At 74.0% G+C, this 23737-nt stretch carries 18 protein-coding genes; 10 read left to right on the forward strand and 8 right to left on the reverse strand.

The genetic code is table 11. From position 1 onward, the window contains the following. Nucleotides 1-71: 71 nt before the first annotated feature. From ACFVWY_RS12280 to ACFVWY_RS12300, 5 genes are all read right to left on the reverse strand, one after another. The gene (locus tag ACFVWY_RS12280; protein ID WP_389870324.1) at nucleotides 72-899 is read right to left on the reverse strand and encodes an alpha/beta hydrolase family protein; all 828 of its coding nucleotides are present in this window, start codon (nucleotides 897-899) and stop codon (nucleotides 72-74) included. Nucleotides 900-1216: 317 nt separating this feature from the next. Next, nucleotides 1217-4804, reverse strand: a complete 3588-nt coding sequence (locus tag ACFVWY_RS12285; protein ID WP_389870326.1) for an NACHT domain-containing protein — start codon at nucleotides 4802-4804, stop codon at nucleotides 1217-1219. Between the two features lie 9 nt (nucleotides 4805-4813). Then, a complete protein-coding gene (locus ACFVWY_RS12290; protein WP_389870328.1) occupies nucleotides 4814-5170 on the reverse strand; it encodes a hypothetical protein in 357 nt (118 codons plus the stop codon). A gap of 500 nt (nucleotides 5171-5670) precedes the next feature. Next, the gene (locus ACFVWY_RS12295; RefSeq protein ID WP_389870331.1) at nucleotides 5671-6897 is read right to left on the reverse strand and encodes an NADH:flavin oxidoreductase; all 1227 of its coding nucleotides are present in this window, start codon (nucleotides 6895-6897) and stop codon (nucleotides 5671-5673) included. A 52-nt stretch (nucleotides 6898-6949) separates the two neighbouring features. After that, nucleotides 6950-7870, reverse strand: coding sequence for an SDR family oxidoreductase (locus ACFVWY_RS12300; protein WP_389870333.1), 921 nt, complete (start codon nucleotides 7868-7870; stop codon nucleotides 6950-6952). Nucleotides 7871-8022: 152 nt separating this feature from the next. On the opposite strand from ACFVWY_RS12300, the gene ACFVWY_RS12305 reads away from it, so the two are divergent. Genes ACFVWY_RS12305 through ACFVWY_RS12320 form a run of 4 tightly spaced genes read left to right on the forward strand, consistent with a single transcriptional unit; the run spans nucleotide 8023 to nucleotide 11484 of the window. Beyond that, the gene (locus tag ACFVWY_RS12305; protein ID WP_389870334.1) at nucleotides 8023-8784 is read left to right on the forward strand and encodes an enoyl-CoA hydratase family protein; all 762 of its coding nucleotides are present in this window, start codon (nucleotides 8023-8025) and stop codon (nucleotides 8782-8784) included. A gap of 14 nt (nucleotides 8785-8798) precedes the next feature. Next, entirely contained in the window at nucleotides 8799-9647 is an 849-nt protein-coding gene (locus ACFVWY_RS12310) for a CoA transferase subunit A (protein ID WP_389870384.1), read from the forward strand. Then, nucleotides 9644-10423, forward strand: coding sequence for a CoA-transferase subunit beta (locus ACFVWY_RS12315; RefSeq protein WP_389870337.1), 780 nt, complete (start codon nucleotides 9644-9646; stop codon nucleotides 10421-10423). The genes ACFVWY_RS12310 and ACFVWY_RS12315 overlap by 4 nt, the downstream gene beginning before the upstream one ends. Next, nucleotides 10420-11484, forward strand: a complete 1065-nt coding sequence (locus tag ACFVWY_RS12320) for an NAD(P)H-dependent flavin oxidoreductase (RefSeq protein ID WP_389870339.1) — start codon at nucleotides 10420-10422, stop codon at nucleotides 11482-11484. Before ACFVWY_RS12315 ends, ACFVWY_RS12320 begins: the two co-directional genes overlap by 4 nt. 66 nt (nucleotides 11485-11550) lie before the next feature. On the opposite strand, the gene ACFVWY_RS12325 is transcribed toward ACFVWY_RS12320, so the two are convergent. From ACFVWY_RS12325 to ACFVWY_RS12335, 3 genes are all read right to left on the reverse strand, one after another. After that, nucleotides 11551-12708: an acetyl-CoA C-acetyltransferase gene (locus tag ACFVWY_RS12325; protein WP_389870342.1), complete on the reverse strand. Its 1158-nt coding sequence runs from the start codon at nucleotides 12706-12708 to the stop codon at nucleotides 11551-11553. A 475-nt stretch (nucleotides 12709-13183) separates the two neighbouring features. After that, nucleotides 13184-13969, reverse strand: a complete 786-nt coding sequence (locus tag ACFVWY_RS12330) for an SDR family oxidoreductase (RefSeq protein WP_389870345.1) — start codon at nucleotides 13967-13969, stop codon at nucleotides 13184-13186. Beyond that, nucleotides 13966-15132 carry an acyl-CoA dehydrogenase family protein gene (locus ACFVWY_RS12335; RefSeq protein ID WP_389870348.1) on the reverse strand — a complete coding sequence of 389 codons (1167 nt, stop codon included), beginning with the start codon at nucleotides 15130-15132 and terminating at the stop codon, nucleotides 13966-13968. The genes ACFVWY_RS12330 and ACFVWY_RS12335 overlap by 4 nt, the downstream gene beginning before the upstream one ends. A gap of 46 nt (nucleotides 15133-15178) precedes the next feature. Between ACFVWY_RS12335 and ACFVWY_RS12340 the strand changes: the two genes are divergently transcribed. The 6 genes from ACFVWY_RS12340 (at nucleotide 15179) to ACFVWY_RS12365 (ending at nucleotide 23617) form a co-directional block, all read left to right on the forward strand. Further along, complete coding sequence (locus ACFVWY_RS12340) at nucleotides 15179-16027, forward strand: enoyl-CoA hydratase (protein ID WP_389870350.1); 849 nt, start codon at nucleotides 15179-15181, stop codon at nucleotides 16025-16027. Then, nucleotides 16027-17196 (forward strand): acyl-CoA dehydrogenase family protein, encoded by a 1170-nt coding sequence (locus ACFVWY_RS12345; RefSeq protein WP_389870352.1) that lies wholly within the window; start codon nucleotides 16027-16029, stop codon nucleotides 17194-17196. Before ACFVWY_RS12340 ends, ACFVWY_RS12345 begins: the two co-directional genes overlap by 1 nt. After that, nucleotides 17196-18182 (forward strand): acyl-CoA dehydrogenase family protein, encoded by a 987-nt coding sequence (locus tag ACFVWY_RS12350; protein ID WP_389870355.1) that lies wholly within the window; start codon nucleotides 17196-17198, stop codon nucleotides 18180-18182. Before ACFVWY_RS12345 ends, ACFVWY_RS12350 begins: the two co-directional genes overlap by 1 nt. A 32-nt stretch (nucleotides 18183-18214) precedes the next feature. Beyond that, nucleotides 18215-19288: an acyl-CoA dehydrogenase family protein gene (locus tag ACFVWY_RS12355; RefSeq protein WP_389870358.1), complete on the forward strand. Its 1074-nt coding sequence runs from the start codon at nucleotides 18215-18217 to the stop codon at nucleotides 19286-19288. A 28-nt stretch (nucleotides 19289-19316) separates the two neighbouring features. Next, complete coding sequence (locus tag ACFVWY_RS12360) at nucleotides 19317-20105, forward strand: SDR family oxidoreductase (RefSeq protein ID WP_389870361.1); 789 nt, start codon at nucleotides 19317-19319, stop codon at nucleotides 20103-20105. Nucleotides 20106-20242: 137 nt separating this feature from the next. Beyond that, a complete protein-coding gene (locus tag ACFVWY_RS12365; RefSeq protein ID WP_389870364.1) occupies nucleotides 20243-23617 on the forward strand; it encodes a pyruvate carboxylase in 3375 nt (1124 codons plus the stop codon). The last annotated feature ends 120 nt before the right edge of the window (nucleotides 23618-23737 follow it).

A 23737-nucleotide genomic window follows, 5' to 3' on the forward strand; every position in this document is an offset into this window, starting at 1 on the left:
GGAGCGTCGGGGGCGGGCGGCGTGGATCGGGACGGCCGCCGGTCACGGCGGAAGGGTTCTGCGGGAACGGGTCACCGGCTGGCGAGGCCGTTGCGGCGGACGTCGGACCAGGTGCCGCTGTCGGTGCAGATCCCGCAGTCGGCCCCGAAGAACTGTGCCCGCGCCGTCTGGTCCCCCATCAGGTGCGCCTTGAACCAGGCGGTGGTGGGCGCGGCGAACGGGCCGGGGTCGCCCACGACCGTGAAGTGATCGGCGCCGCGCAGTTCCCCGTAGATGGCCGGTATGTGGTCGGCGTCGTTGTAGAAGGCCTTGACCAGGAAGGGGAAGACGATGCTGTCCTTCTGCCCGGCCAGAAGGAGCGCGGGCACGTGCACGTCGTCGATGTCGGCGAGCGGACCGGGCTGGATGGGCAGGATGGCATCGATGCGCGGGTCCGCGCCGACGACGATGGCGGCGGCGCCGCCCTGCGAGTGGCCGGAGGCGCCGATGTGCTCCAGGTCGACACGGTCGTGAAAGGGACTGCCCTGGTCGGCGTTGCGACGGGTGAGCAGGTCGATCCCGGCCCTCATGGAGATGCCGGGGTTGGACTGCGGGGTGTTGGCGGCGGCGACGATGAAGCCCTGGCTGGCCCAGTGGAGCAACAGGTCGCGGTAGACGACCGGGAAGGCGAAGGTGCCGTTTCCCCACACGATCACGGGGTGGCGGCGGTCGCTGGTCGCGATGTCACGCGGGTAGTACAGGGTCGTCACCACCCCGACCTCCACCGCGGTGGCGTAGGGGCCGGGCGTGCCGTAGTCGGCCACGGCCGCCTCGGCGACGGCACCGGCGGGGGAACCGGTGGACGCCGTTGCCGCTCCCGCCCCGGCGGAAGCCGTCAGCAGGAGCAGAAGAGAGGTCACGGGGACGAGCAGTTTTCTCCAGCGCACAGCGGACTCCCGGTGTCGTCACGGTGAACTGGATGCCTCATCCGGCTCACGCCTTGCCTGATCGCACATCCTGAAGCACGGTTCGGGACCTGTCTCTGCGCAATCGCGGCAAGCGGCGGCGGCGGAGTTCGTGCACCATGCCAGGAGACCTGGGCGCGGTGAGGGTGCCATGCCCGACTCCGCCGCCACGACGCAGAACCCGCCGCCCGGTCCCGCGAGGAGCGCTCACGCCTTGCGGAGCGTGGTCCGCCACCACGGCGAGGGCTCCGTCCCGGGTGCCCCTGCTCTTCTCATCCGATGGTCCGGAAGCCGCCGGTCTGTGTGAACAGGTCGTTCACGATCTTCTGGGCCGTCGCCTCGTGCTCCCGCGGGACCTCGGCACGGACCCAGAGCAGGTTGGTGTGCCAGGCCTTCGTCTTCTGGTCCTGCCAGCCCCAGTAGCGCTTCATCGCCATCCGGTAGCGCTCCGCCCCGTCGACGGATCCCGCCGCGACGTACGTGGAGGTGTCGGCCTTCGTCCACGAGGTACGCGCGTGGTCGGGGCAGGCGCGCAGGAACGCGTTCGTCTCCTTCTGGTCGCAGGAGCCTCCGCAGGAATGGAACCGGACGTCGATCCGCAGGTCGGGGAGGAGACCGGCCCGCACCGTCCCGGGGCGGGGCGTGCAGGCGTACGTGACCGGGTCGTCGGCCTTCGTGCCCTTGCAGACGAGGTGCTTGGGGGCCCGGAAGACGAGCGGGGCCCGCTCCAGGTGCCAGAGGTAGGAGCGTTCGTCGCCGCGCCAGGTCTCTCCTCGCACCGGCCTCGCCGGGCGACGGGAGTAGAAGGCGAACCGGTTGCCCTGCGGGGTCCTCGTCCGGGGCGGCAGGCCGGCCAAGGACCCCCCTTGGACCGGCTTGGCCCCGGCCTCGGGCGCCGGTCCCCCGGAAGAGGACGCACCGTCCGTGAGCCCGGCCCGGCGGGCGGCTTCCCTTGCCAGGATCTGCGCGGCCGCGGCCGCCCGGCCGAGAGAGGCGAACTCCTCCTCGTACCGGACGTGCAGGATCGCGTTGCCGGTGCGCACGCCGACGAGCGCTGCCCCGCGCGGCGTTCGGACCTCGGCGGTGTCCCGGTACGGATCGGGCACCGCAGCGACGTACGCCTCGTCACCGAGGCCAGAGAGCGCGTGGTGGAAGCCCTCGGGCCTGCTGGTGCTCACCCAGCTCATGGCCTGGCTCCGCGCCTTCATGAACTCGACCCGCGCCATGTACGGGCCCCCTAGTGACCGGCTCTTCCCGGTGAGGAGTTCGGTGCGGACGCTGATCCGGGTGTCACGGACGAACGGCGCCTGTTCACCCGCGCTGCACACGCGCCCGTCGTCCTCGGCGACGACCGCGGGATCCGTCATCAGCTGGCCGAGGCTCTGCCGGGCGAGCAGCTCGCAGGCCCCGGGCAGCGAACGGACCGGCCCCGTCAGCGGTTTCGCCGTGATGGCCCCGGATACGAGGGCGAGCGCCATCAGTCCGGCGGCCAATGCCGACAGCGGGCCGGGCACGTGCCGCAGTGCGGCGAAGCGCGGCCTCGGCCCGGTACGGGCAGAGGCGCCGTCGGCCGCCTCCCGCGCCAGCCGGTCGCGCAGCTCGATGTGCCGGAAGCGGTAGACGCCGCCGGACTGGCGCAGCACTCCGCGCGCGTGCGCGTCCTCCAGGAACGGCATGAGCCGTCCGGGCAGTCTGCCCGTCGCCCAGAGGTACAGCCGTGCCACCGTGAATCCGCCCCACGCGGACGCGCCGAACTCGTACAGGGCCCATGCGAGCGGCAGCCCGGCAGCCAGGCGGGCCCAGTCCCGGCCGGTGACGACGTCCGCTCCACCGGCCTGCTGCCAGAGGGAGAGCAGGACGACCGGCAGCACCAGTACCAGCAGCGGCGTCTCTTCCATGCCCCGTCTGACCGGCGCCGACCAGCCCAGGACCAGGACACCGCGCCGGTCGGCGCGCAGCAGCCTGGACGGGCTCTCGGCGCTCGCCGGATCGGACGGGCGCCAGACGGCGGCGGCGGCCCGTACCGCGCACACCCACACGACGGGCACGGTGGGAAGCACCATCGCCCAGCGCAGAGTGCTGCCACCGGCGATCAGCGCGGCAGCCCAGCCCGCCGCCAGGCCGAGCGCGGCGAGTGCCGCACGCCACCGGCCCGCGCGGTCCGCCGCGAGGATCTCGGCGCCGCCGGGCCGTGCCAGGCGGCGCGGCGGGAACCGCCACGTGGCCGGGTCCGCGCCCGCGAGCCCCAGCCCGCACAGCAGGGCGAAGGCGCCCGACAGCCCCAGCGGCAGCTGACGGTTCCACCAGGGCGTCCCGAAGTCGGTCCCCGCGACGAGCACGGCCCCCAGGGCGAACGCCGGCACCAGGGCGATCATCCGCACGGCCCGTGGCACCGTCTCGTCCAGTCGCCACCACGCGAGGTCCTGCTCGTTCGCCTCCTTCATGCGGGAGGCGAGGAACCCCGCCCACGCGCGTGCCCGCTCCGGCGCCCATCCGCCGCGCGCGGCCCGTACGTCGTGCGAGGCGCTGTAGACCACGTCGAGGAACGCGTCGTACAGGTGCCGTTCGACGTCCCGCCCGCTGTCGAACCTCGACGGCTCCAGCAGTTCCCGGGGGTCGCTGTCCCCGCGCGCGTACGCGACCCGGGCGAGGCCCACCATGAGCGGCACGCTCAGTACCTCGCGCAGCCGCCGCACTTCCGGTGAACCGTCCGCGGGGCCGGAGCGGTCACCGAGCCGGTCGAGCACGGGTGTCCATCTGCTCCGGGTCCGGCCCGGAGCGAGGCAGGCCCGTACGGCGTCATCGCTCAGCGGGCTGAGGCGGATCTCCGTGCGCTCGAACAGGGCTTCTTCCGGGGCGTGTTCGCGGTACTCCGGCTCTCGGCTCGTCAGTACGAACGGGTGGCGCCCCCGCATGGTCTCGATGATCTGGCGGAGGGCGTCGGCGCGCCGGTGCTCGGGCAGTTCGTCGAACCCGTCGAGAATGGGCAGGACCCTGCGGGTCAGGAGCAGGTGGAAGGCGACGTCGGCCGGCGGCGCACCCGCCATCGACGCGAACGCGTCCGGGTACTCCTCCGCCAGCCGCTCGGACAGCCACCCCAGCAGGCCGTGGCCGGGATCCCAGGACGCCAGCGACACGACGGCGGGTACGGGGTCCTGGGAACCGCGGGCGCGCTCGCGCAGGAGGGCGTGCGCGAGGCGCAGGACGAGCACGGACTTGCCGGCTCCGGCGCCGCCGAGAACGACGAGACGTCCGGCCGGGGCGGAGGTGAGGAGACCGGCGATGGCCGCCTCGTCGGCGGCGGGTCCGGTGCGGTCCGGGTCGTCGCGGGCGTCTTCACCCGTGGCGCCGTCCTCGGCGGCCGGGGCGGCTGTCGCCCCGGTCGTCCAGCTCACGGCGAGCGGATGCGGATCGTTGATCCTCGCCAGGCGCTCGTCCTGGCCGTAGTGGTAGGTGAGGCTCTCGGCGAGGGCCTCGGCCGTGCGGGCGAGGTTCTTCCCGGAGCGCCATGCCGCGCGCCGACGCCGGGCCCTCGCCTCGTTCACTCTCGTACCGGTCTCGAACACGGTCGCGCCCGCGATCAGGAACCATCCCCAGGCCACCGGCCCGAGACCGGTCCGTTCCGGCAGGGGAAGCGCGGGGCGGATGATGAGCAGCAGTGCACCGGCCAGAGCGATGACGAGGCGGCCGATCCGGCCGAAGCCGCCGTGCCATGGAACGCCCTGTCCCGCGCCGGAACCGGTGTGGATCTCGTACGCCCCGTGGATCTCCACGGTCCCGATGTCGCGCGCGAAGACGACGTTGCGCTGTGTGCCGCCCGTGATCTCCTGGTGGGGGCCGTCGGCGTCCCCGTGCTTCACCGCCGCCCCTCAGTTCAGGTTGATCGGTCCGTGGACGTCCCGGGTGAAGACGACGTTGTGCTGTGTGCCGCCGGATATCTCCTGGCGCGTGTCACCGCCGCCGTGCACCCGCTCCGCCTCCTGGCGCCAGAGCGCCAGGGCCTGCGCGAAGGCGGGGTCCTGGTCCGCCCTCAGTGCCAGGGCACCGGCCAGCGCACGGGCGCGCGCGCCGTCTGCGGTGTCCTCGGCGAAGGCGGCCAGCTCTCCTTCGCCGACGGCGTCCGCCGCGGCCTGTCTCCGTACGAGTGCACGGAGCCGTTCCCACAGACTCTGCCCGGCGGCTCCGGCGGTCCCGCTCGCCAGAGCCATGAGAAGTTCTGCTGCCACTGGTTCCACGGACGCTCCCCTCCACACGGCCACCCGACCGCCCCATCCCATCGGAGACAGGCCCGCCCTGTCCACAGAATCCCCCGCAACTCCCGTTCCAGCAGCCAGTTTTGGCGTGCTCAGAGCCCGGATCCGGGCAGGAGGACGGCCCGGTGGCGCGGCGGGGCGGTCGAGGTGCCGCCCTTGGCGCCGGTGGGCGCCGGGCCGTGATGCGTCCGGACGTGATGCCTCCGGACGTGATGACGGCAGGAGCCGCGGCCATCGCGCCAGGCGCTGACCCTCCTCCGGTACGGGCGCGGACCCTCCCCGGGTACGGGCGCGGGCGCGCCCGCCCCGCGCGTCGGGTCACGCCCGTCAAGGCGACCGGACAGGCACCGTGTCCGCCTCCGTGGGCGCGCCGCCCTCCCGCCTCGCCGGACGGCGCCGGAGGCGCGCGTGGCCGCGCCGTTCGCCCCTGCCCCGGGCGGTCGGCGGATCACGGGCCGCGGCCGGGCTGGCGCTCAGCCCACGTAGCCCTCGGGCGTGCCCCAGGTGTCCCCGCGGGTGGTCGCGCGGTCGACCAGGACGCAGCGGGTGCCGGTGAAGTTGGTCGGCATGCACTTGTTGCAGTGGATGCACAGGGACGGGGTGGCGGCGTCCTCGCGCAGCCGGTTGACCAGGTCGGGTTCGCGGAGCAGGGCACGGGCCATGGCCACGAACGCGAAGCCCTCCCGCATCGCGCGGTCCATGACCGGCCTTCCGGTGATGCCACCGAGCAGGATCATCGGCAGCTTCACGGCGGCGCGGATCTGGCGGGCGTCCTCCAGCAGATAGGCGTCCCGGTAGGGGTAGCTGCGCAGGAAGCGGCCGCCGACCGCCTTCACCCCGAGCCGGGCCGGCTGCGGCATGACCGCGGCGAACTCGCGGAGCGGGGCGTCCCCCTTGAAGAGGTACATCGGGTTGAGCAGGGAGCTGCCCGCGGTCATCTCCAGGGCGTCGACGGTGCCGTCCTGTTCCAGCCACCGGGCCACCGCGATGGCCTCGTCGAGCCAGAAGCCGCCCGGCACCCCGTCGTCCATGTTCATCTTGGCGATGACGGCGATCCGGCCGCCGGCCGCGTCGCGGACGGCCCGCATGATCTCCCGGGCGAACCTGGCCCGGTTCTCCAGGCTGCCGCCGTACCGGTCGCCGCGGCGGTTGATGCGGGGGCTGAGGAAGGAGCTGGCCAGGTAGTTGTGGCCCAGGTGGACCTCGACGGCGTCGAAGCCGGTGGCGGCGGCGCGGCGGGCGGCCTCGGCGTGCGCCTCGGTGATGCGCCGGATGTCGGCGGGGGACGCCTCTCGGGCCCGGCTGAAGGCGGTGGTGTGGAAGAAGGGGGACGGGGAGAGGGCGGGGGCGCCGTTGGCGCGGGGGCTGGCGACGGGGCCGCCGTGGCCGATCTGCGCGGCGATCGCGGCGCCCTCGGCGTGGACGGCCTCGGTGAGGACGCGCAGTCCGGGCAGGGCCTCGTCGGTCCAGTGGATCTGGTGCCGGTCGGTGCGTCCGTCCCGGGTGACGGCGCAGTAGGCCACGGTCGTCATGCCGACGCCGCCGCGCGCGTAGGCGACGTGGAAGTCGACCAGGTCCCGGGTCACCAGGGCGCGGTGGCTCAGGCCCTCGTAGGTCGCGGCCTTGATGACGCGGTTGCGGAGCCGGACCGGGCCCAGCCGGGCGGGGGCCAGGACGTCGGGTGCCTCGGTGGCGGTCATGGGCGGTTCCTCCTCGGTTCGCGGGGTGGGACACGGGCCTCGGCGGGTGGGTTCAGCGCGCCCCGTACACCCGCTGGGGCGGTTCGGAGCGGGCGAGCAGCCCGGTCGCGGCCCTGCCCGCCTCGGCCGGGCTCCACCGGGCGCCCTTGTCGGCGGTGGGGCCGGGGCGCCAGCCCTCCATCACCGTGATCCGTCCGGCCTCGGTCTCGAAGACCCGGCCGCTGACCCCGGCGCTGGCGGGAGAGCCCAGCCAGACCACGAGCGGCGAGACGTTCTCCGGGGCCATCGCGTCGAACGCGTCCGGCGCGCGGACCGCCATGGTCTCGGCGAAGGTCTCCACGGTCATGCGGGTGCGGGCGGCGGGAGCGATGGCGTTGACCTGGACGCCGTAGCGGCCCAGTTCGGCGGCGGCCACCAGGGTCAGGCCGACGATCCCGGCCTTGGCGGCGGAGTAGCAGACCTGGCCGACGCTGCCCAGCAGCCCGGCCCCGGACGAGGTGTTGACGACCCGGGCCTCGGGCGTGCGCCCGGCCTTCGACTCGGCCCGCCAGTGTGCCGCGGCGTGTTTGAGCGGCAGGAAGTGGCCCTTCAGGTGGACCCGGGTCACCGCGTCCCAGTCGTCCTCGTCCAGGTTGACCAGCATCCGGTCGCGGAGGAATCCGGCGTTGTTGACCAGGGTGTCGAGCCGTCCGAAGGTGTCGAGCGCGGTCGCGACGAGCGAGGCGGCTCCCTCGGTGGTGGCGATGTCCGCGTAGTGCGCGACGGCCTCCCCGCCAGCGGCGCGGATCTCCTCGACGACCAGCCCGGCGGGTTCGGTGGCACCGCCCGAGCCGTCGAGGTCGACGCCGAGGTCGTTGACCACGACCCGGGCGCCCTCGGCGGCGAGGGCCAGAGCGTGGGCGCGGCCGAGTCCGCGGCCCGCGCCGGTGACGACGGCGACGCGTCCGGCACACAGGGCGGTCGGTGAGCTCATGGCGGAAGTCCTTTCGCTGGGCGGGGAACCCGGTGGGCGGGGAGCGAGGTGACGGCGCCGCCGAAGCGGTGCGACGACGCCCTCCCGCGGCATCCGTATCGCTGCTACGTTGAACCAAACAAACGTTAGGTGGAAAGGTAGCTGATCTGCTCATGGGTGTCTCCACCTCCGCCCCGGAAGCGGGCATCGCCGTCGTCACCGTCGACTTCCCTCCGGTCAACGCCCTGCCGGTGCGCGGCTGGTTCGACCTCGCCGCCGCGGTGCGCGCCGCCGGGGCCGATCCGGAGGTCCGGTGCGTGGTCCTGGGCGCCGAGGGCCGCGGCTTCAACGCGGGCGTGGACATCAAGGAGATGCAGCGCGCGGACGGGCACGAGGCGCTGATCGGAGCCAACCGGGGCTGTTTCGAGGCGTTCGCCGCGGTCTACGAGTGCGAGGTCCCGGTCGTCGCCGCTGTGCAGGGCTTCTGCCTGGGCGGCGGCATCGGCCTGGTGGGCAACGCGGACGCGATCGTGGCCTGCGAGGACGCCGTCTTCGGGCTGCCGGAGCTGGACCGGGGCGCGCTCGGCGCGGCCACCCATCTGGCCCGGCTGGTTCCGGCGCACCTGATGCGGACCCTGTACTACACCTCGCGCACCGTGACGGCCCACGAGCTGCACGGGCACGGCTCGGTGTGGAGCGTCGTCCCGCGCGAACGGCTGCCCGGCGCCGCCCTGGAGCTGGCCCGGGAGATCGCCGCCAAGGACGGCTCGCTGATCCGGCTGGCCAAGGCCGCCATCAACGGGATCGACCCCGTCGACGTACGCCGCAGCTACCGCTTCGAACAGGGCTTCACCTTCGAGGCCAACCTCAGCGGCGTCGCCGGACGGGTGCGCGACACCTTCGGTACGGACGCGGACAAGGAGCGCAACGCGTGACACAGGACAAGACGATGACGGCCGAGGAGGTCGTCGGCCGGCTGGAGAGCGGGATGACCATCGGCATCGGCGGCTGGGGTTCGCGCCGCAAGCCGATGGCACTGGTCCGGGCGCTGCTGCGTTCGGACGTCACCGATCTGACCGTGGTGTCGTACGGCGGGCCCGATGTCGGGCTGCTCGCCGCCGCGGGCCGGATCCGCAAGCTGGTCACGGCGTTCGGGACGCTGGACTCGATCCCGCTGGAGCCGCATTTCACCGCGGCCCGCCAGCGCGGCGCGTTCGAGATGGCCGAGCTGGACGAGGCGATGCTGATGTGGGGGCTGACGGCGGGCGCGCAGCGGCTGCCGTTCATGCCGGTGCGGGGCGGGCTGGGCTCGGACCTGATGAAGGTCAACCCGGCGCTGCGCACGGTCACTTCGCCGTACGACGACGGAGAGGTGCTGCTCGCCGCGCCCGCGCTGCGGCTGGACGCGGCGCTGGTCCACGTCAACCGCGCGGACGCCCAGGGCAACGGCCAGTACCTGGGCCCCGATCCGTACTTCGACGACCTGTTCTGCGAGGCCGCCGACCGGGCGTACGTCTCCTGCGAGCGGATCGTGGAGACCTCGGAGCTGCTGAAGGAGCACGGTCCGCAGACCCTGCTGGTCAAGCGGCTGTTCGTGAACGGGGTGGTCGAGACTCCGAACGGGGCGCACTTCACTTCCTGCGCGCCCGACCACGGCCGGGACGAGGTCTTCCAGCGCGCCTACGTCCGGGCCGCCCGCGATCCCGAGGCGTGGCCCGCCTTCGTCACACGGTTCCTGTCCGGCGACGAGGCCGCGTACCAGGCCGCCGTCACCGCTTTCCACCAGGAGGAAGCATGAGCGACACCACGGCCCCCGGCGGCGCGGCACCGAGCCGGGCCGAGTACTGCGTGGTGGCGTGCGCGGAGGCATGGCGCGGCGCGGGTGAGGTCCTCGCCAGCCCGATGGGCACCGTCCCGGCCGCCGGGGCACGTCTGGCGCGGCTCACCTTCTCCCCCGCGCTGCTGCTGACGGACGGGGAGGCACTGCTGATGGGCGACACCCCGGCGGTGGGGGCGGCGCCGGGGAGCGTGGAGGGGTGGCTGCCGTTCCGCCAGCATCTGACGCTCGGCGCCACCGGCCGGCGGCACGTGATGATGGGCGCCAGCCAGATCGACCGGTACGGCAACCAGAACATCTCCTGCATCGGCGACTGGGACCGGCCCATCCGCCAGCTGCTCGGGGTGCGCGGAGCCCCCTCCAACACCTTGAACCATCCGACGAGTTACTGGATCCCCCGGCATTCGGCACGGGTCTTCGTGGAGCGGGTCGACATGGTCAGCGGGGTCGGCCACGACCGGGCGGCGGCGGCCGGGCCCGCCGCGAGCCGCTACCACCGCATCCCCGAGGTGATCAGCGATCTGGGGGTCTTCGACTTCGAGACGCCCGGCCGTACGATGCGGCTGCGCTCCCTGCACCCGGGGGTGAGCGTCGAACAGGTCGTCGAGGCCACCGGGTTCGCCCTCACGATCCCCGCCGAGGTGCCCTTCACCCGGGAGCCCACGGAGCAGGAGCTGCGGCTGATCCGCGAGGTCATCGACCCGGAGGGGCTGCGCGGGCGCGAGGTGCCGGCATGACCGGGCCCGCGCCGCTGCCGACCGCGCTGACGGAGCTGACCGGGGTGCGGTACCCGATCGTGCAGACGGGGATGGGGTGGGTGGCCGGGCCCCGGCTGGTGTCCGCGGCCGCGAACGCGGGCGCGCTCGGCATTCTGGCCTCGGCGACGATGACCGTGGAGCAGTTGCGCGCGGCGGTCCGGGAGGTCAGGTCCCGTACGGACGCGCCGTTCGGCGTCAATCTGCGCGCGGACGCGAAGGACGCGGCCGAGCGGGTGCGGGTCATGACCGAGGAGGGGGTGCGGGTGGTGTCGTTCGCGCTCGCCCCGTCGAAGGAGCTGATCGCGCGCCTGAAGGACGCGGGGATCGTCGTCATGCCGTCCGTGGGGGCCCGGCGGCACGCGGAGAAGGTCGCCGCGTGGGGGGCCGACGCGGTGATGGTGCAGGGCGGCGAGGGCGGCGGGCACACCGGCAGCGTCGCCACCACGGTGCTGCTCCCCCAGGTCGTGGACGCCGTGGACATCCCGGTCGTCGCGGCGGGCGGTTTCCACGACGGCCGGGGGCTGGTCGCCGCGCTCGCCTACGGGGCTGCCGGGATCGGGATGGGGACGCGTTTCCTGCTCACCTCCGACAGCACCGTCCCCGGGGCGGTGAAGGCGCGGTACCTGGCCGCCGCGGTCCAGGACGTCACGGTGACGGACCGGCTCGACGGGCTGCCGCACCGGATGCTGCGCACCCCGATGGTCGACGCCCTGGAGCGCTCGGGCCGCACGGCCTCGCTGCTGCGGGCGGTGCGGCACGCCGCGGCGTTCCGGAAGGAGTCGGGGGCGAGCTGGCCCCGGCTGGTCCGGGACGGACTGGCGATGAAGCACGGCAAGGAGCTGACCTGGAGCCAGGTGCTGCTGGCCGCCAACACCCCGATGCTGCTGAAGGCCTCACTGGTCCAGGGGCGCACGGACATCGGGGTGATGGCCTCGGGCCAGGTGGCGGGGGTGATCGGGGATCTCCCGTCCTGCGCGGAACTGGTCGGGCGGATCATGGCGCAGGCGCGGACGGCCCTGAAGGAGCTCGGCACCCTCTGAGCGGGTCCGCACGGGCGGGGACGGTCCCTCTCACGGGGGAATCCGTCCCCGCCCGTGCGGACGTTCTCAGAGGCGCTCGATGATGGTGACGTTGGCGAGGCCACCGCCCTCGCACATGGTCTGGAGGCCGTACCGGCCGCCGGTGCGTTCCAGTTCGTGCAGCAGGGTGGTCATCAGTTTGGTTCCGGTGGCGCCGAGCGGGTGGCCGAGCGCGATGGCGCCGCCGTTGACGTTGACCCGGTCCGGGTCGGCGCCGGTCTCCTTCAGCCAGGCCAGCACGACCGGGGCGAACGCCTCGTTGATCTCCACCAGGTCCATGTCGTCGATGGACAGGCCGGTCTTCTTCAGCGCGTGCGCGGTCGCCGGAATGGGTGCGGAGAGCATCCGGATGGGGTCCTCGCCGCGCACCGAGAGGTGGTGGACACGGGCCCGGGGGGTCAGCCCGTGCTCGGCGACGGCCCGTCCGGAGGCGATGAGCAGCGCGGAGGCGCCGTCGGAGACCTGCGAGGAGACGGCGGCGGTCAGCAGGCCGCCCTCGACCACGGGCTTCAGGGCGGCCATCTTCTCGGCCGAGGTCTCGCGGCGGGGCCCCTCGTCCACGGTCACCTCGCCGTACGCGACGGTCTCCCTGACGAAGCGGCCCTCGTCGATGGCCCGCAGTGCCCGGCGGTGCGAGCGCAGGGCGAACTCCTCCATCGCCTCGCGGGTGATGCCCCACTTCCGGGCGATGAGTTCGGCGCCGTGGAACTGGTTGACGGGCGCGTCGCCGTAGCGGGCGCGCCATCCCTCGGAGCCCGCGTACGGACCCTCGGTGAGCCCGAGGGGGTCGGCGGCCTGGCGGGAGGCGAAGGCGATGGGGATCATCGACATGTTCTGGGTGCCGCCCGCGACGACCAGGTCCTGGGTGCCGGAGAGGACGCCCTGGGCGGCGAAGTGGGCGGCCTGCTGGGAGGAGCCGCACTGCCGGTCGACGGTGGTTCCGGGCACTTCCTCGGGGAGGCCCGCCGCGAGCCACGCGGTGCGGGCGATGTTCCCGGCCTGCGGGCCGACGGTGTCCAGGCAGCCGAACACGACGTCGTCGACCGCGGCCGGGTCGATCCCGGCGCGGTCCACCAGCGCCTTGAGGACATGGGCGCCGAGGTCGGCGGGGTGTACGGCGCTGAGGCCGCCCTTGCGGCGGCCGACCGGGGTGCGTACCGCTTCGACGATGTAGGCCTCGGCCATGACTGCTCCTTCGTGTCCTTCGTGACGGAGATGGGGTGCATCGCGCGGAGGTGGGGGTGTGTCAGGTGTGCGGGGTGACGGCTTCGAGGACCACGGGCGGGTACGGGCGGACGGTCCTCCCGGGCCCGTGGGGGCCGCTGCGCGGGGGCTCGCCTCCGGTGGACGGTGTCCTCGGGGCCGGGCCGGCCGACCGGCCGGAAGGAGTGGGTGACGCGCCGCGCGAGGGTCTCGCGCGCTCCGGGCCCGGCGTCGGGAACGGCCTCGCGGCCCGCCCGCGGTCCGCCGGGGGAGGCCGTCGGCGTCTCGTCCGTCCTCGGCCGTCCGGGGCCGGCGGGGTGGTGGGGGCCTCCCAGGGGCAGACCCGCGCGGTCCGCGAGGCGCCGGCGGGTGGTGGCACGGCGGCCGTGGGGGCGAACAGCTCGGCGGCGGCCAGGATTCCGGCCGGTCGTCCGGCACCGGGGTTCCGGGGTCACCCTCACGCCCGCTGGCTGCTGACGGAGACGGTCTCCCCGGTCATGTACGCGGAGTAGCCGCTGGCCAGGAAGACGATGACGTTGGCGACCTCCCAGGGCTCGGCGTAGCGGCCGTAGGCCTCGCGCTCGGTGAGTTCGGCGAGCAGCTCCGGCGTGGTCACCTTCACCAGGTGCGGGTGCATGGCCAGGCTCGGTGCGACGGCGTTGACGCGTACGCCGAATCCGGCGGCCTCCAGGGCGGCGCACCGGGTGAGCGCCATGACCCCGGCCTTGGCGGCGGCGTAGTGGGCCTGGCCGCGCTGGGCGCGCCAGCCGACGACCGAGGCGTTGTTGACGACGACCCCGCCGCTGCCGCCGTCCCGGAGGTGGCGCAGGGCGGTGCGGGTGCAGCGGAAGGTGCCGTTGAGGGTGACGTCGAGGACCTTCGTCCACTGTTCGTCGGTCATGTCGACGAGTTCGGTGGTGCCGCCGAGGCCCGCGTTGTTGACGACGATGTCGAGGCCGCCGTGGAGCCCGGTGGCGTACCCGAACAGGGCGTCCACCTGTTGCTGGTCGGTGACGTCGCAGGCAAGAGCGGCGACCCGGTCCGCGCCGAACTCCTCGGCGAGCGCGTCGGCGCTCTCGCCCAGGCGGCGCTCGTGTGCGTCGCCGATGACGATCCGGGCCCCCTCCTCCAGGAACCGGCGGGCGGTCGCCCCGCCGATCCCGGCGCCCGCGGCGGCGGTGATCACGGCGGTGCGCCCGTCCAGGAGGGCGTGGCCCGCTACGTAGGTCGGCCGGTGGGTCACGGGCGGGGCTCCTTCGGCAGGCCGAGGACGCGCTCGGCGATGATGTTGCGCTGGATCTCGTTGGACCCGGCGTAGATGGTGTCGGCACGCGAGAAGAGGAACAGCCGCTGCCAGTCGTCGAGTTCGTACGGTCCCCCGGCGGCGGTCGTGCCCGCGGCGCCGAGCACGCTCATGGCGAGTTCGCCCAGCTCCCGGTGCCAGGTGGCCCAGAAGATCTTGCCGATGGACGCCTCGGGGCCTGGCGCACCGGCCGCGACCCCGTCGAGCATCCGCAGGGCGTTGCAGCGGATGGTTTCCAGCCCGGTCCAGGCGCGGGCGAGCCGGTCGCGGATCAGCGGATCCCCGGCGGCGCCGGTGCGCCGGGCCAGGGCGATCAGGGCCTCCAGTTCGCGCCGGAAGCCGACCTGCTGGCCCAGGGTGGAGACGCCGCGTTCGAACCCCAGGGTGGCCATGGCCACGCGCCAGCCGTCGCCCGGTTCCCCCACGACGTGCTCGGCGCGGGTGCGGGCCCCGTCGAAGAAGACCTCGTTGAACTCGTGGGTGCCGGTGAGCTGGGTGATCGGCCGGATCTCCACCCCGGGGCCGTCCAGCGGGACCAGCAGGTAGGACAGACCGCGGTGGCGGGACGAGCCGGGTTCGGTGCGGGCGACCACGAAGCACCACTGGGCCTCGTGGGCCAGTGACGTCCAGATCTTCTGTCCGGTGACGACCCAGTCGGGGCCGTCCCGTTCGGCCCTGGTCCGCACGTTCGCCAGGTCGGACCCGGCGTCGGGCTCGCTGTAGCCCTGGCACCACAGCTCCTGGACCGCGGCGATCGGCGGGAGGAACCTGGCCCGCTGTTCCGGGGTGCCGAAGGCCACCAGCGTCGGCCCGAGCAGCTGCTCCCCGATGTGGTTGACCCGCGCGGGGGCGTCGGCCAGGGCGTACTCCTCGTGGAAGGCGATCTGCTGCTCGATGCCCGCGCCGCGCCCGCCGTACTCCTCGGGCCAGCCCACGCACGTCCAGCCCGCCGCCGCCATGTGCCGCTCCCAGCCGAGGCGTTCGTCGAAGGCCTCGTGCTCGCGCCCGGGTCCGCCGCGTCCGCGCAGGCCCGCGAAGGAACCGGTGAGGTTGGCGGCCAGCCAGCCGCGGATCTCGTGGCGGAACTCCTCGACGCTGCTCATGACGGTACGTTAATCTACCAAACACTTGTTAGGGAAGGAGGGGCGGATGTCCACTGCCCACGACGAGCCGGTGCGCTACGAGAAGCGGGGCCCTGTCGCCACGGTGACCATGAACCGGCCCGACTACCGCAACGCCCAGAACTCCGCGATGACCTACGCCCTGGACCGGGCGTTCTACCGCGCGGCCGAGGACGGCGAGGTGAAGGCCGTCGTCCTGGCCGGGGCGGGCAAGCACTTCTCCGCCGGGCACGACATCGGCACCCCCGAGCGGGACGCGCACCTCCCCTTCGAGCGCAGGGCCGGGCTCTGGTGGGACCACTCGGACAAGGAGGGCGCGGAGAGCCGCTTCGCCCGCGAGTCCGAGGTGTACCTGGGCATGTGCCGCCGCTGGCGGGAGCTGCCGAAGCCGGTCATCGCCTCCGTGCAGGGCGCCTGCGTGGCCGGGGGCCTGATGCTCGCCTGGGTCTGCGACCTGATCGTGGCGAGCGAGGACGCCTTCTTCGCCGATCCGGTGGTCCGCATGGGCATTCCCGGCGTCGAGTACTTCGCGCACCCCTGGGTGATGCCTCCGAGGATCGCCAAGGAGTTCCTCTTCACCGGCGACCGGATGAGCGCCCGGCGGGCGTACGAGGTCGGCATGGTCAACCGCGTCGTGCCCCGGGAGGAACTGGCCGGGCACACCCGGGAACTGGCGCTGCGGATCTCCGAGATGCCCCGCCTGGGCCTGGCCCTGACCAAGCGCGCCGTCAACCAGGCCGAGGACCTCCAGGGGATGCACGCCGGAATGGACTCGGTGTTCGGCCTGCACCACCTGGCGCACGCCCACAACGCCGAGACCGCCTCCGACGCGCTGGGCGGCATGGACATCCGGGCGATGAAGGAGGCGGGCTCCTGATGGACCTCGCTCTCGACGCCGCCGACGAGGCCTTCCGCGCCGAGGCCCGCGCCTGGCTGGCCCGCCACGTCCCGGCCGCCCCGCTGCCGTCCCTGGAGACCGCCGAGGGCTTCGCCGCCCACCGCGAGTGGGAGGCCGAACTGGCCGCGGACCGCTGGTCGGTGGTCTCCTGGCCCGAGGAGTACGGCGGGCGCGGCGCCTCGCTGCTGCGCTGGCTGCTCTTCGAGGAGGAGTACTACGCGGCAGGAGCCCCCGGCCGGGTCGGCCAGAACGGGATCAGCCTGCTGGCCCCGACCCTCTTCGAGTACGGCACTCCCGGGCAGCGGGCCCGGCTGCTGCCCCCGACAGCGCGCGGCGAGCTGGTCTGGGCGCAGGCCTGGTCGGAGCCGGAGGCCGGTTCGGACCTGGCCTCGCTGCGCTCGACGGCCGTGCGGACCGAAGGCGGCTGGCTGCTCAGCGGCCAGAAGACCTGGTCCTCCCGGGCCGCCTTCGCCGACCGGGCCTTCGGCCTGTTCCGCAGCGACCCTGACGCGGACCGGCCGCACCGGGGGCTGACGTATCTGATGTTCCCGCTGGACGCCGAAGGGGTCACGGTGCGGCCCATCGGACGGCTCGACGGGAAGCCCGCGTTCGCCGAACTCTTCCTGGACGGGGTGTTCGTCCCGGACGCGGACGTGATCGGCGACGCCGGGCAGGGCTGGCGGGTGGCGATGAGCACCACCGGCAACGAACGCGGGCTGACCCTGCGCAGCCCCGGGCGTTTCACGGCCGCCGCCGAGCGGCTGACCGCTCTGTGGCGGACCCACGGCGACCCCGGGGACACGGCGCTGCGCGACCGGGTCGCCGACGCGGTGATCGCGGCCCGCGCCTACCGGCTGTTCTCCTACGCGGGCGCCTCCCGGGTACTGCACGGCGAGGACGCCCCGGCCGCCGCCTCCAGCCTCAACAAGCTCTACTGGTCCGAGCTGGACATCGCGCTCCACGAGACGGCGCTCGACCTGCTGGGCCCGTACGGCGAACTCGCCGATCACGCGGCGGACTCACCGCCCGGCGGCTGGGCGGAGGGCTACACCTTCTCGCTGGCCGGACCGGTGTACGCGGGCACCAACGAGATCCAGCGCGACATCGTCGCCGAGCGGCTGCTGGGCCTGCCGAAGGGACGCCGCTGATGCGCTTTCTCCTGGACACCGAGCAGCGGGAGTTCGCCCGGTCCCTCGACGCGCGGCTCGCCTCCGGCGACGTCCCGGCCGCGATCCGGGCCTGGGCGGCCGGGGACCACAAACCGGGGCGGGCCCTTCGGGACCGGCTCGCCGAGGCCGGGGTGTTCGCCCTCGCCGTGCCGCGCGAGCACGACGGATTCGGCCCGCTGCCGCTGGAACTGGCCGTGGCCTTCGAAGTCCTGGGGCGGCACGCCGTACCCGGGCCACTGGTCGAGACGGTCGCCGCGGCGGCCCTCATCGACCGGCTCGGCGACGCGCGGCTGGCCGCCGAACGGCTGCCCGGGATCGCCTCGGGTGCGGCGGAGCTCTCGCTCTGCCTGACCGCGCTGAGCCCGTACGCGCTGGACGCCGACGCGGCCGACGCGGTCCTGGTGGTGGAGGGTGATGTGCTGCGCCTCGCGGCCGGGGCGGGGCCCGTGCAGCCCTCGGCCGATCCGGCGCGGCGCCTGGCGCGGCCCACGGGCGGTGCCGTCCTCGCCCGGGGCCCGGCGGTGACCGGGGCCGCGGGGTACGCGGCCGAGGTGGCCGCGCTCCTCACCGCGGCCCAGGCACTCGGGGTCGGCCGTACCCTGCTGGCCCGTACCGTCGCCTACGTCCAGCAGCGCACCCAGTTCGGGACGGCGATCGGGTCCTTCCAGGCGGTCAAGCACCGGCTGGCCGACACCCTGCTGGCCCTGGAGTTCGCCGGGCCCCTGGTGCACGGCGCCGCGCTCGCGCTCGCCACCGGGGACGGGGCGGCGGGCCGCGAGGTGGCCGCGGCCAAGGTCGCGGCGGGCGAGGCCGCGTATGGGGCGGCGCGCACCGCCCTTCAGCTGCACGGGGCGGTGGGGTACACCGACGAACTGGACCTGTCGCTGTGGATGCGCAAGGCCCGGCCGCTGCGCGACGCCTGGGGCACCCCGGCCGCCTGCCGGGCCCGGGTCCTGGCCGCCTGACCGCCTGACCGCATACCGAGAGGAGCGGCCCGATGAGGCTGACCAGGGAACAGGAGCAGCTGCGGTCGGCGGTGCGCACCGTGCTGACGAAGCACCAGGACGCGGCGGCCTGGGCGCCGCTGACCGCGCAGGTCGGTGCCGCCGCGCTGACCGTGCCGGAGGAGTACGGCGGACTGGGCGGCGGGGCCCGGGACGTCCACGTGCTGATGGAGGAGCTGGGCCGGTGCCTGAGCCCGGTGCCGTACCTGGGTTCGGCGGTGCTCACCGCCGGGGCGCTGCTGGCCACCGGCGACCGGGCGGCCTGCGGGCGGCTGCTGCCGGGGCTCGCCGAGGGCACCTCGGTGGGCGCCCTGGCCTGGGCCGAGGACGGGTCCTGGGACGGGGCGGCGGTCCGCGCCGAAGCGAACCCGCGCCCGGGAGGCGGCTGGCTGATCAGCGGGGCCAAGGAACACGTGCTGGACTGGCCGGACATCGGCGTACTGCTCGTGGCGGCCCGTACGGCGGCGGGGATCTCGCTCTTCGAGGTGGCGCCCGGTGCCGCCGGGGTGCGCCGGGAGCCCGTGGTGACCATGGATTCCACCCGCGGCCAGGCCCGGTGGGTGTTCGCGGGCGCCGAGGGGCGGCTGCTGGGCGCGGACGGGGACGGCGGCCGGTGCCTGGAGCGGGCAGGGGACCTGGCGTGCGCGGCCCTCGCCGCGGAGCAGGCGGGCGCGGCCGGACGCTGTCTGGAGCTCACCGTCGCCTACGCCCGCGACCGGGTCCAGTTCGGGCGGCCCATCGGTTCGTTCCAGGCGGTCAAGCACCGGCTGGCGGACGCGTACGTGCTGGTGGAGTCGGCGCGGTCGGCGGCGCTCGGGGCCGCGTACGCCGCCGATACGGAGCCGGACGCGCTGCCGCGGGCCGCCGCCGTCGCCAAGTCCGTCTGCTCCGAGGCGTTCTCGGCGGTGGCGGGCGAGATGATCCAGCTGCACGGCGGGATCGGCATCACCTGGGAGCACGACGCGCACCGCTACTTCAAGCGGGCGCACGGCGCGGGCGAGCTGTTCGGCGCGCCCGCGCACCACCGGGCGCGGCTCGCCGCCGGGCTCGGCCTGCCGGCGCACTGACGCCGCACCGATCAGGGAGGCTCACGGCATGGACACCGACGGTGGCTGGGACTTCACGGGGCGCGTGGCGCTGGTCACCGGCGGCACCAAGGGGATCGGGGCCCGGATCGCGCAAGCGTTCCTCGGCGCCGGGGCCCGGGTGGTGGTCTGCGGGCGCACCACACCCCGGGTGCTGCCCGCGGCCGGGGGCCGCTCCGCGGTCTTCGTCGCGGCCGATGTGCGCGACCCGGCGGCGGCGGGGGCGCTGGTGGCGGAGGCGGCGGAGCGATTCGGCCGGCTCGACGCACTGGTCAACAACGCGGGCGGCTCGCCGGACGCCGACGCGGCCACCGTGTCGCCGCGGTTCGTGGAGAAGATCGTCGCGCTCAATCTGCTGGCGCCGTTCTACGTGTCGCAGGCGGCGCACCGTGTGATGCGGGCCCAGGAGAGCGGGGGCTCGATCGTCAACATCGGCAGTGTCTCCGCCCATGACCCGCAGCCCGGCACCGCCGCCTACTCCGCCGCCAAGGCCGGACTGCTCAACCTCACCCGGGCCCTGGCGCTGGAGTGGGCGCCCATGGTCCGGGTCAACCACATCACCACGGGCCCGGTCCACACCCCGGACGCGGCGGCGGTCTACGGGGCGGGCGGCGCGGCGTCGGTGGCGGGGGTGATCCCGATGCGGCGGATGGCCGTGCCCGGGGACATCGCCCGGGCCTGCCTGTTTCTCGCGAGCGGACTGTCCGGCTATGTCAGCGGGGCGGATCTGGCGGTGCACGGCGGCGGCGAGTTCCCCGCCCGCTACCTCGCGGTGAAGGCGGCCGACGGGGCGATGTGAGGCCGACGGGGAACGGTGTGCGCACGGGCGTCCACGACCGCGGGGGCGGGACTCCGGTACGGTGGCGAACGCTTCGCGCCCGAGATCCACATCGCCTTACCTGACGCCACACACCCGTGACACGACTGGGGAGTCCGATGTTCGAGAAGGTACTGGTCGCCAACCGCGGCGAGATCGCGATCCGCGCCTTTCGCGCGGCGTTCGAGCTCGGCGTCTCCACCGTCGCCGTGTTTCCCTACGAGGACCGCAACTCCCTCCACCGGGCCAAGGCCGACGAGGCCTACCTGATCGGAGAGCGCGGCCATCCCGTACGCGCCTATCTCTCGGTGGACGAGGTGATCGGCGCGGCCCGCAGGGCGGGGGCCGACGCGGTCTACCCCGGCTACGGCTTCCTGTCGGAGAACCCGGACCTCGCGGCGGCGTGCGCGGAGGCCGGGATCACCTTCGTCGGCCCGCCCGCCCCGGTGCTGAACCTGACCGGGAACAAGTCCCGGGCGGTCGCGGCGGCCCGGGAGGCCGGGGTGCCCGTGCTGAGGTCGTCCGCACCCTCGACGGACGTGGACGCGCTCGTGGCCGCCGCGGACGGGATCGGCTTCCCGGTCTTCGTGAAGGCCGTCGCGGGCGGCGGCGGGCGCGGCATGCGCCGGGTCGCCGGGCCCGCGGAGCTGCGGGAGGCCATCGACGCGGCGATGCGCGAGGCGCGCTCCGCGTTCGGCGACGCGACGGTCTTCCTGGAGCAGGCGGTGATCGATCCCCGCCACATCGAGGTGCAGATCCTCGCCGACGCCGAGGGCAGCGTGGTGCATCTGTACGAGCGGGACTGCTCGTTGCAGCGCCGCCACCAGAAGGTCGTCGAGATCGCGCCCGCCCCGCACCTCGATCCGGCGCTGCGGGAGCGGATCTGCGCCGACGCCGTCGCCTTCGCCCGTCACATCGGCTACGTGAACGCGGGCACCGTCGAGTTCCTCGTGGACGGCGACGGCCATCACGTCTTCATCGAGATGAACCCGCGCATCCAGGTGGAGCACACCGTGACCGAGCAGGTCACCGGGCGCGACCTGGTCATCGCGCAGCTGCGCATCGCGGCGGGCATGACGCTGCCCCAACTGCGCCTGACCCAGGACGACATCACCCTCAACGGCACGGCGCTCCAGTGCCGGATCACCACGGAGGACCCGGCGAACGGCTTCCGGCCGGACACCGGCACGATCTCCGCGTACCGCTCCCCCGGCGGGCCCGGCGTCCGGCTGGACGGCGGCACCGTCCACACCGGTGCGGAGGTGTCCGCGCACTTCGACTCCATGCTCGTCAAGCTCACCTGCCACGGACACGACTTCGCCAACGCGGCCCGCCGGGCGCGCCGGGCCATCGCCGAGTTCCGCATCCGGGGCGTGGCGACCAACCTGCCGTTCCTGGGCGCCGTGCTGGACCAGCCCGACTTCCGGGCGGGGCACGTCACGACCGGTTTCATCGAGGCGCATCCGGAGCTGATCCGGGCCCGCCCGTCCGCCGACCGCGGCAGCCGCATGCTCGGCTACCTCGCCGAGATCACCGTCAACCGGCCGTACGGACCCCGCCCCGCCGTGATCGACCCCGCGGACAAGCTGCCCGCGCTGCAGCCGGGCACCCCGCCGTCCGGTTCCCGGCAGCGGCTCGCGGCCCTGGGCCCGGAGGCGTTCGCCGCCGGACTGCGCGCCCAGGCAGCCGTGGCCGTCACCGACACGACGTTCCGGGACGCCCACCAGTCGCTGCTGGCCACCCGGGTGCGTACCCGAGATCTGCTGACCGTGGCACCGCATGTCGCGCGGACCGTTCCGCACCTGCTGAGCCTCGAATGCTGGGGCGGCGCGACGTACGACGTGGCGCTGCGCTTCCTGGCCGAGGACCCGTGGGAGCGGCTGGTCAAGCTGCGGGAGGCAGTGCCCAACATCTGCACCCAGATGCTGCTGCGCGGCCGCAACACGGTCGGCTACACGCCCTACCCGACCGAGGTCACCGAGACGTTCGTCGCCGAGGCCGCGAGCGCGGGGATGGACATCTTCCGGATCTTCGACGCCCTCAACGACGTGGACCAGATGCGTCCGGCGATCGACGCCGTGCGCGCCACCGGCACCTCGCTCGCCGAGGTGGCGCTCTGCTACACCGCGGACCTGTCCGACCCCGGCGAGACCCTGTACACCCTGGACTACTATCTGCGGCTCGCCGAGCGGATCGTGGAAGCGGGCGCGCATGTACTGGCGATCAAGGACATGGCGGGGCTGTTGCGCCCGCCAGCCGCCCGCACCCTGGTCACGGCGTTGCGGGAGCGGTTCGACCTGCCGGTCCATCTGCACACCCACGACACCGCGGGCGGACAGCTCGCCACGCTGATCGCCGCGATCGACGCGGGGGTGGACGCGGTCGACGCGGCGGTCGCGTCCATGGCCGGTACGACCAGCCAGCCGTCCCTGTCGGCGCTGGTGGCGGCCACCGACCACACCGAGCGGGCCACGGGCCTGTCGCTGGCGGCGGTGGGCGATCTGGAGCCGTACTGGGAAGCGGCCCGCAAGGTGTACGCCCCCTTCGAGTCCGGGCTGGCCTCGCCGACCGGACGGATCTACCACCACGAGATCCCCGGCGGGCAGCTGTCCAATCTGCGTCAGCAGGCCATCGCGCTCGGTCTGGGCGACCGTTTCGAGCTGATCGAGGACTGCTACGCGGCGGCGGACCGCATGCTCGGCCGGCTGGTGAAGGTGACGCCCTCGTCCAAGGTGGTGGGCGATCTGGCGCTGCATCTGGTGGGGGCGGGGGTCGGCGCGGCGGACTTCGAGGCCGACCCGGGCAGGTTCGACGTGCCGGACTCCGTGATCGGCTTCCTGCACGGGGAGCTGGGCGATCCGCCCGGCGGCTGGCCCGAGCCGTTCCGGACCCGGGCGCTGCGGGGCCGTCCGGCGAAGGAGCAGGTGCCCCGGCTGTCGGAGGAGGACCGCGAGGGGCTGCGGAAGTCGCCGCGTACGACGTTGAACAGGCTGCTCTTCCCGGGCCCGGCCAAGGAGTTCGAGGCGCACCGGGAGGCGTACGGCGACACCTCGGTGCTGCCGACCCGGGACTTCCTGTACGGGCTGGAACCGGAGACCGAGCACACGGTGACTCTCGAACCGGGGGTCACGCTGCTGATCGAGCTGGAGGCCGTCTCCGAGCCGGACGAGCGCGGCTTCCGCAGCGTGCTGGCCACGCTCAACGGGCAGTTGAGGCCGGTGTCGGTGCGGGACCGGTCGGTCGCCACGGAGGTGAAGGCCGCGGAGAAGGCGGACCGCGGCAACGCGGGGCACGTCGCGGCGCCGTTCGCCGGGGTCGTCACGCTTCAGGTGGAGCAGGGTGCTCAGGTGACGGCCGGTCAGACCGTCGCCACCATCGAGGCGATGAAGATGGAGGCGTCGATCACCGCACAGGCCTCCGGGACGGTGCGGCGCCTGGCGATCGGCGGCGTCCAGCAGGTCGAGGCGGGTGACCTGCTGCTGGAGATCGGCTGAGCGGCCTGGCCCGGGGCGGGTGTGCGGGCCCGCCCCGGGGCGCCGGTGCTACGCGTCCTCGTCGTTGACCCAGCTCATGAGCTTGCGCAGCTCGCGGCCGGTGGTCTCCAGGAGGTGGTC

Source organism: Streptomyces sp. NPDC058195, from assembly GCF_042883525.1.
Lineage (GTDB): Bacteria > Actinomycetota > Actinomycetes > Streptomycetales > Streptomycetaceae > Streptomyces.

Excerpts from the sequence above, each read along its gene's own strand:
- ACFVWY_RS12360 (WP_389870361.1), top strand. The coding sequence starts at position 19,317 with ATGGACACCGACGGTGGCTGGGACTTCACGGGGCGCGTGGCGCTGGTC.
- ACFVWY_RS12300 (WP_389870333.1), bottom strand. The coding sequence starts at position 7,870 with ATGAGCTCACCGACCGCCCTGTGTGCCGGACGCGTCGCCGTCGTCACC.
- ACFVWY_RS12310 (WP_389870384.1), top strand. The coding sequence starts at position 8,799 with ATGACGGCCGAGGAGGTCGTCGGCCGGCTGGAGAGCGGGATGACCATC.
- ACFVWY_RS12295 (WP_389870331.1), bottom strand. The coding sequence starts at position 6,897 with ATGACCGCCACCGAGGCACCCGACGTCCTGGCCCCCGCCCGGCTGGGC.
- ACFVWY_RS12335 (WP_389870348.1), bottom strand. The coding sequence starts at position 15,132 with ATGAGCAGCGTCGAGGAGTTCCGCCACGAGATCCGCGGCTGGCTGGCC.
- ACFVWY_RS12305 (WP_389870334.1), top strand. The coding sequence starts at position 8,023 with ATGGGTGTCTCCACCTCCGCCCCGGAAGCGGGCATCGCCGTCGTCACC.
- ACFVWY_RS12355 (WP_389870358.1), top strand. The coding sequence starts at position 18,215 with ATGAGGCTGACCAGGGAACAGGAGCAGCTGCGGTCGGCGGTGCGCACC.
- ACFVWY_RS12315 (WP_389870337.1), top strand. The coding sequence starts at position 9,644 with ATGAGCGACACCACGGCCCCCGGCGGCGCGGCACCGAGCCGGGCCGAG.
- ACFVWY_RS12320 (WP_389870339.1), top strand. The coding sequence starts at position 10,420 with ATGACCGGGCCCGCGCCGCTGCCGACCGCGCTGACGGAGCTGACCGGG.
- ACFVWY_RS12340 (WP_389870350.1), top strand. The coding sequence starts at position 15,179 with ATGTCCACTGCCCACGACGAGCCGGTGCGCTACGAGAAGCGGGGCCCT.
- ACFVWY_RS12350 (WP_389870355.1), top strand. The coding sequence starts at position 17,196 with ATGCGCTTTCTCCTGGACACCGAGCAGCGGGAGTTCGCCCGGTCCCTC.
- ACFVWY_RS12365 (WP_389870364.1), top strand. The coding sequence starts at position 20,243 with ATGTTCGAGAAGGTACTGGTCGCCAACCGCGGCGAGATCGCGATCCGC.
- ACFVWY_RS12325 (WP_389870342.1), bottom strand. The coding sequence starts at position 12,708 with ATGGCCGAGGCCTACATCGTCGAAGCGGTACGCACCCCGGTCGGCCGC.
- ACFVWY_RS12345 (WP_389870352.1), top strand. The coding sequence starts at position 16,027 with ATGGACCTCGCTCTCGACGCCGCCGACGAGGCCTTCCGCGCCGAGGCC.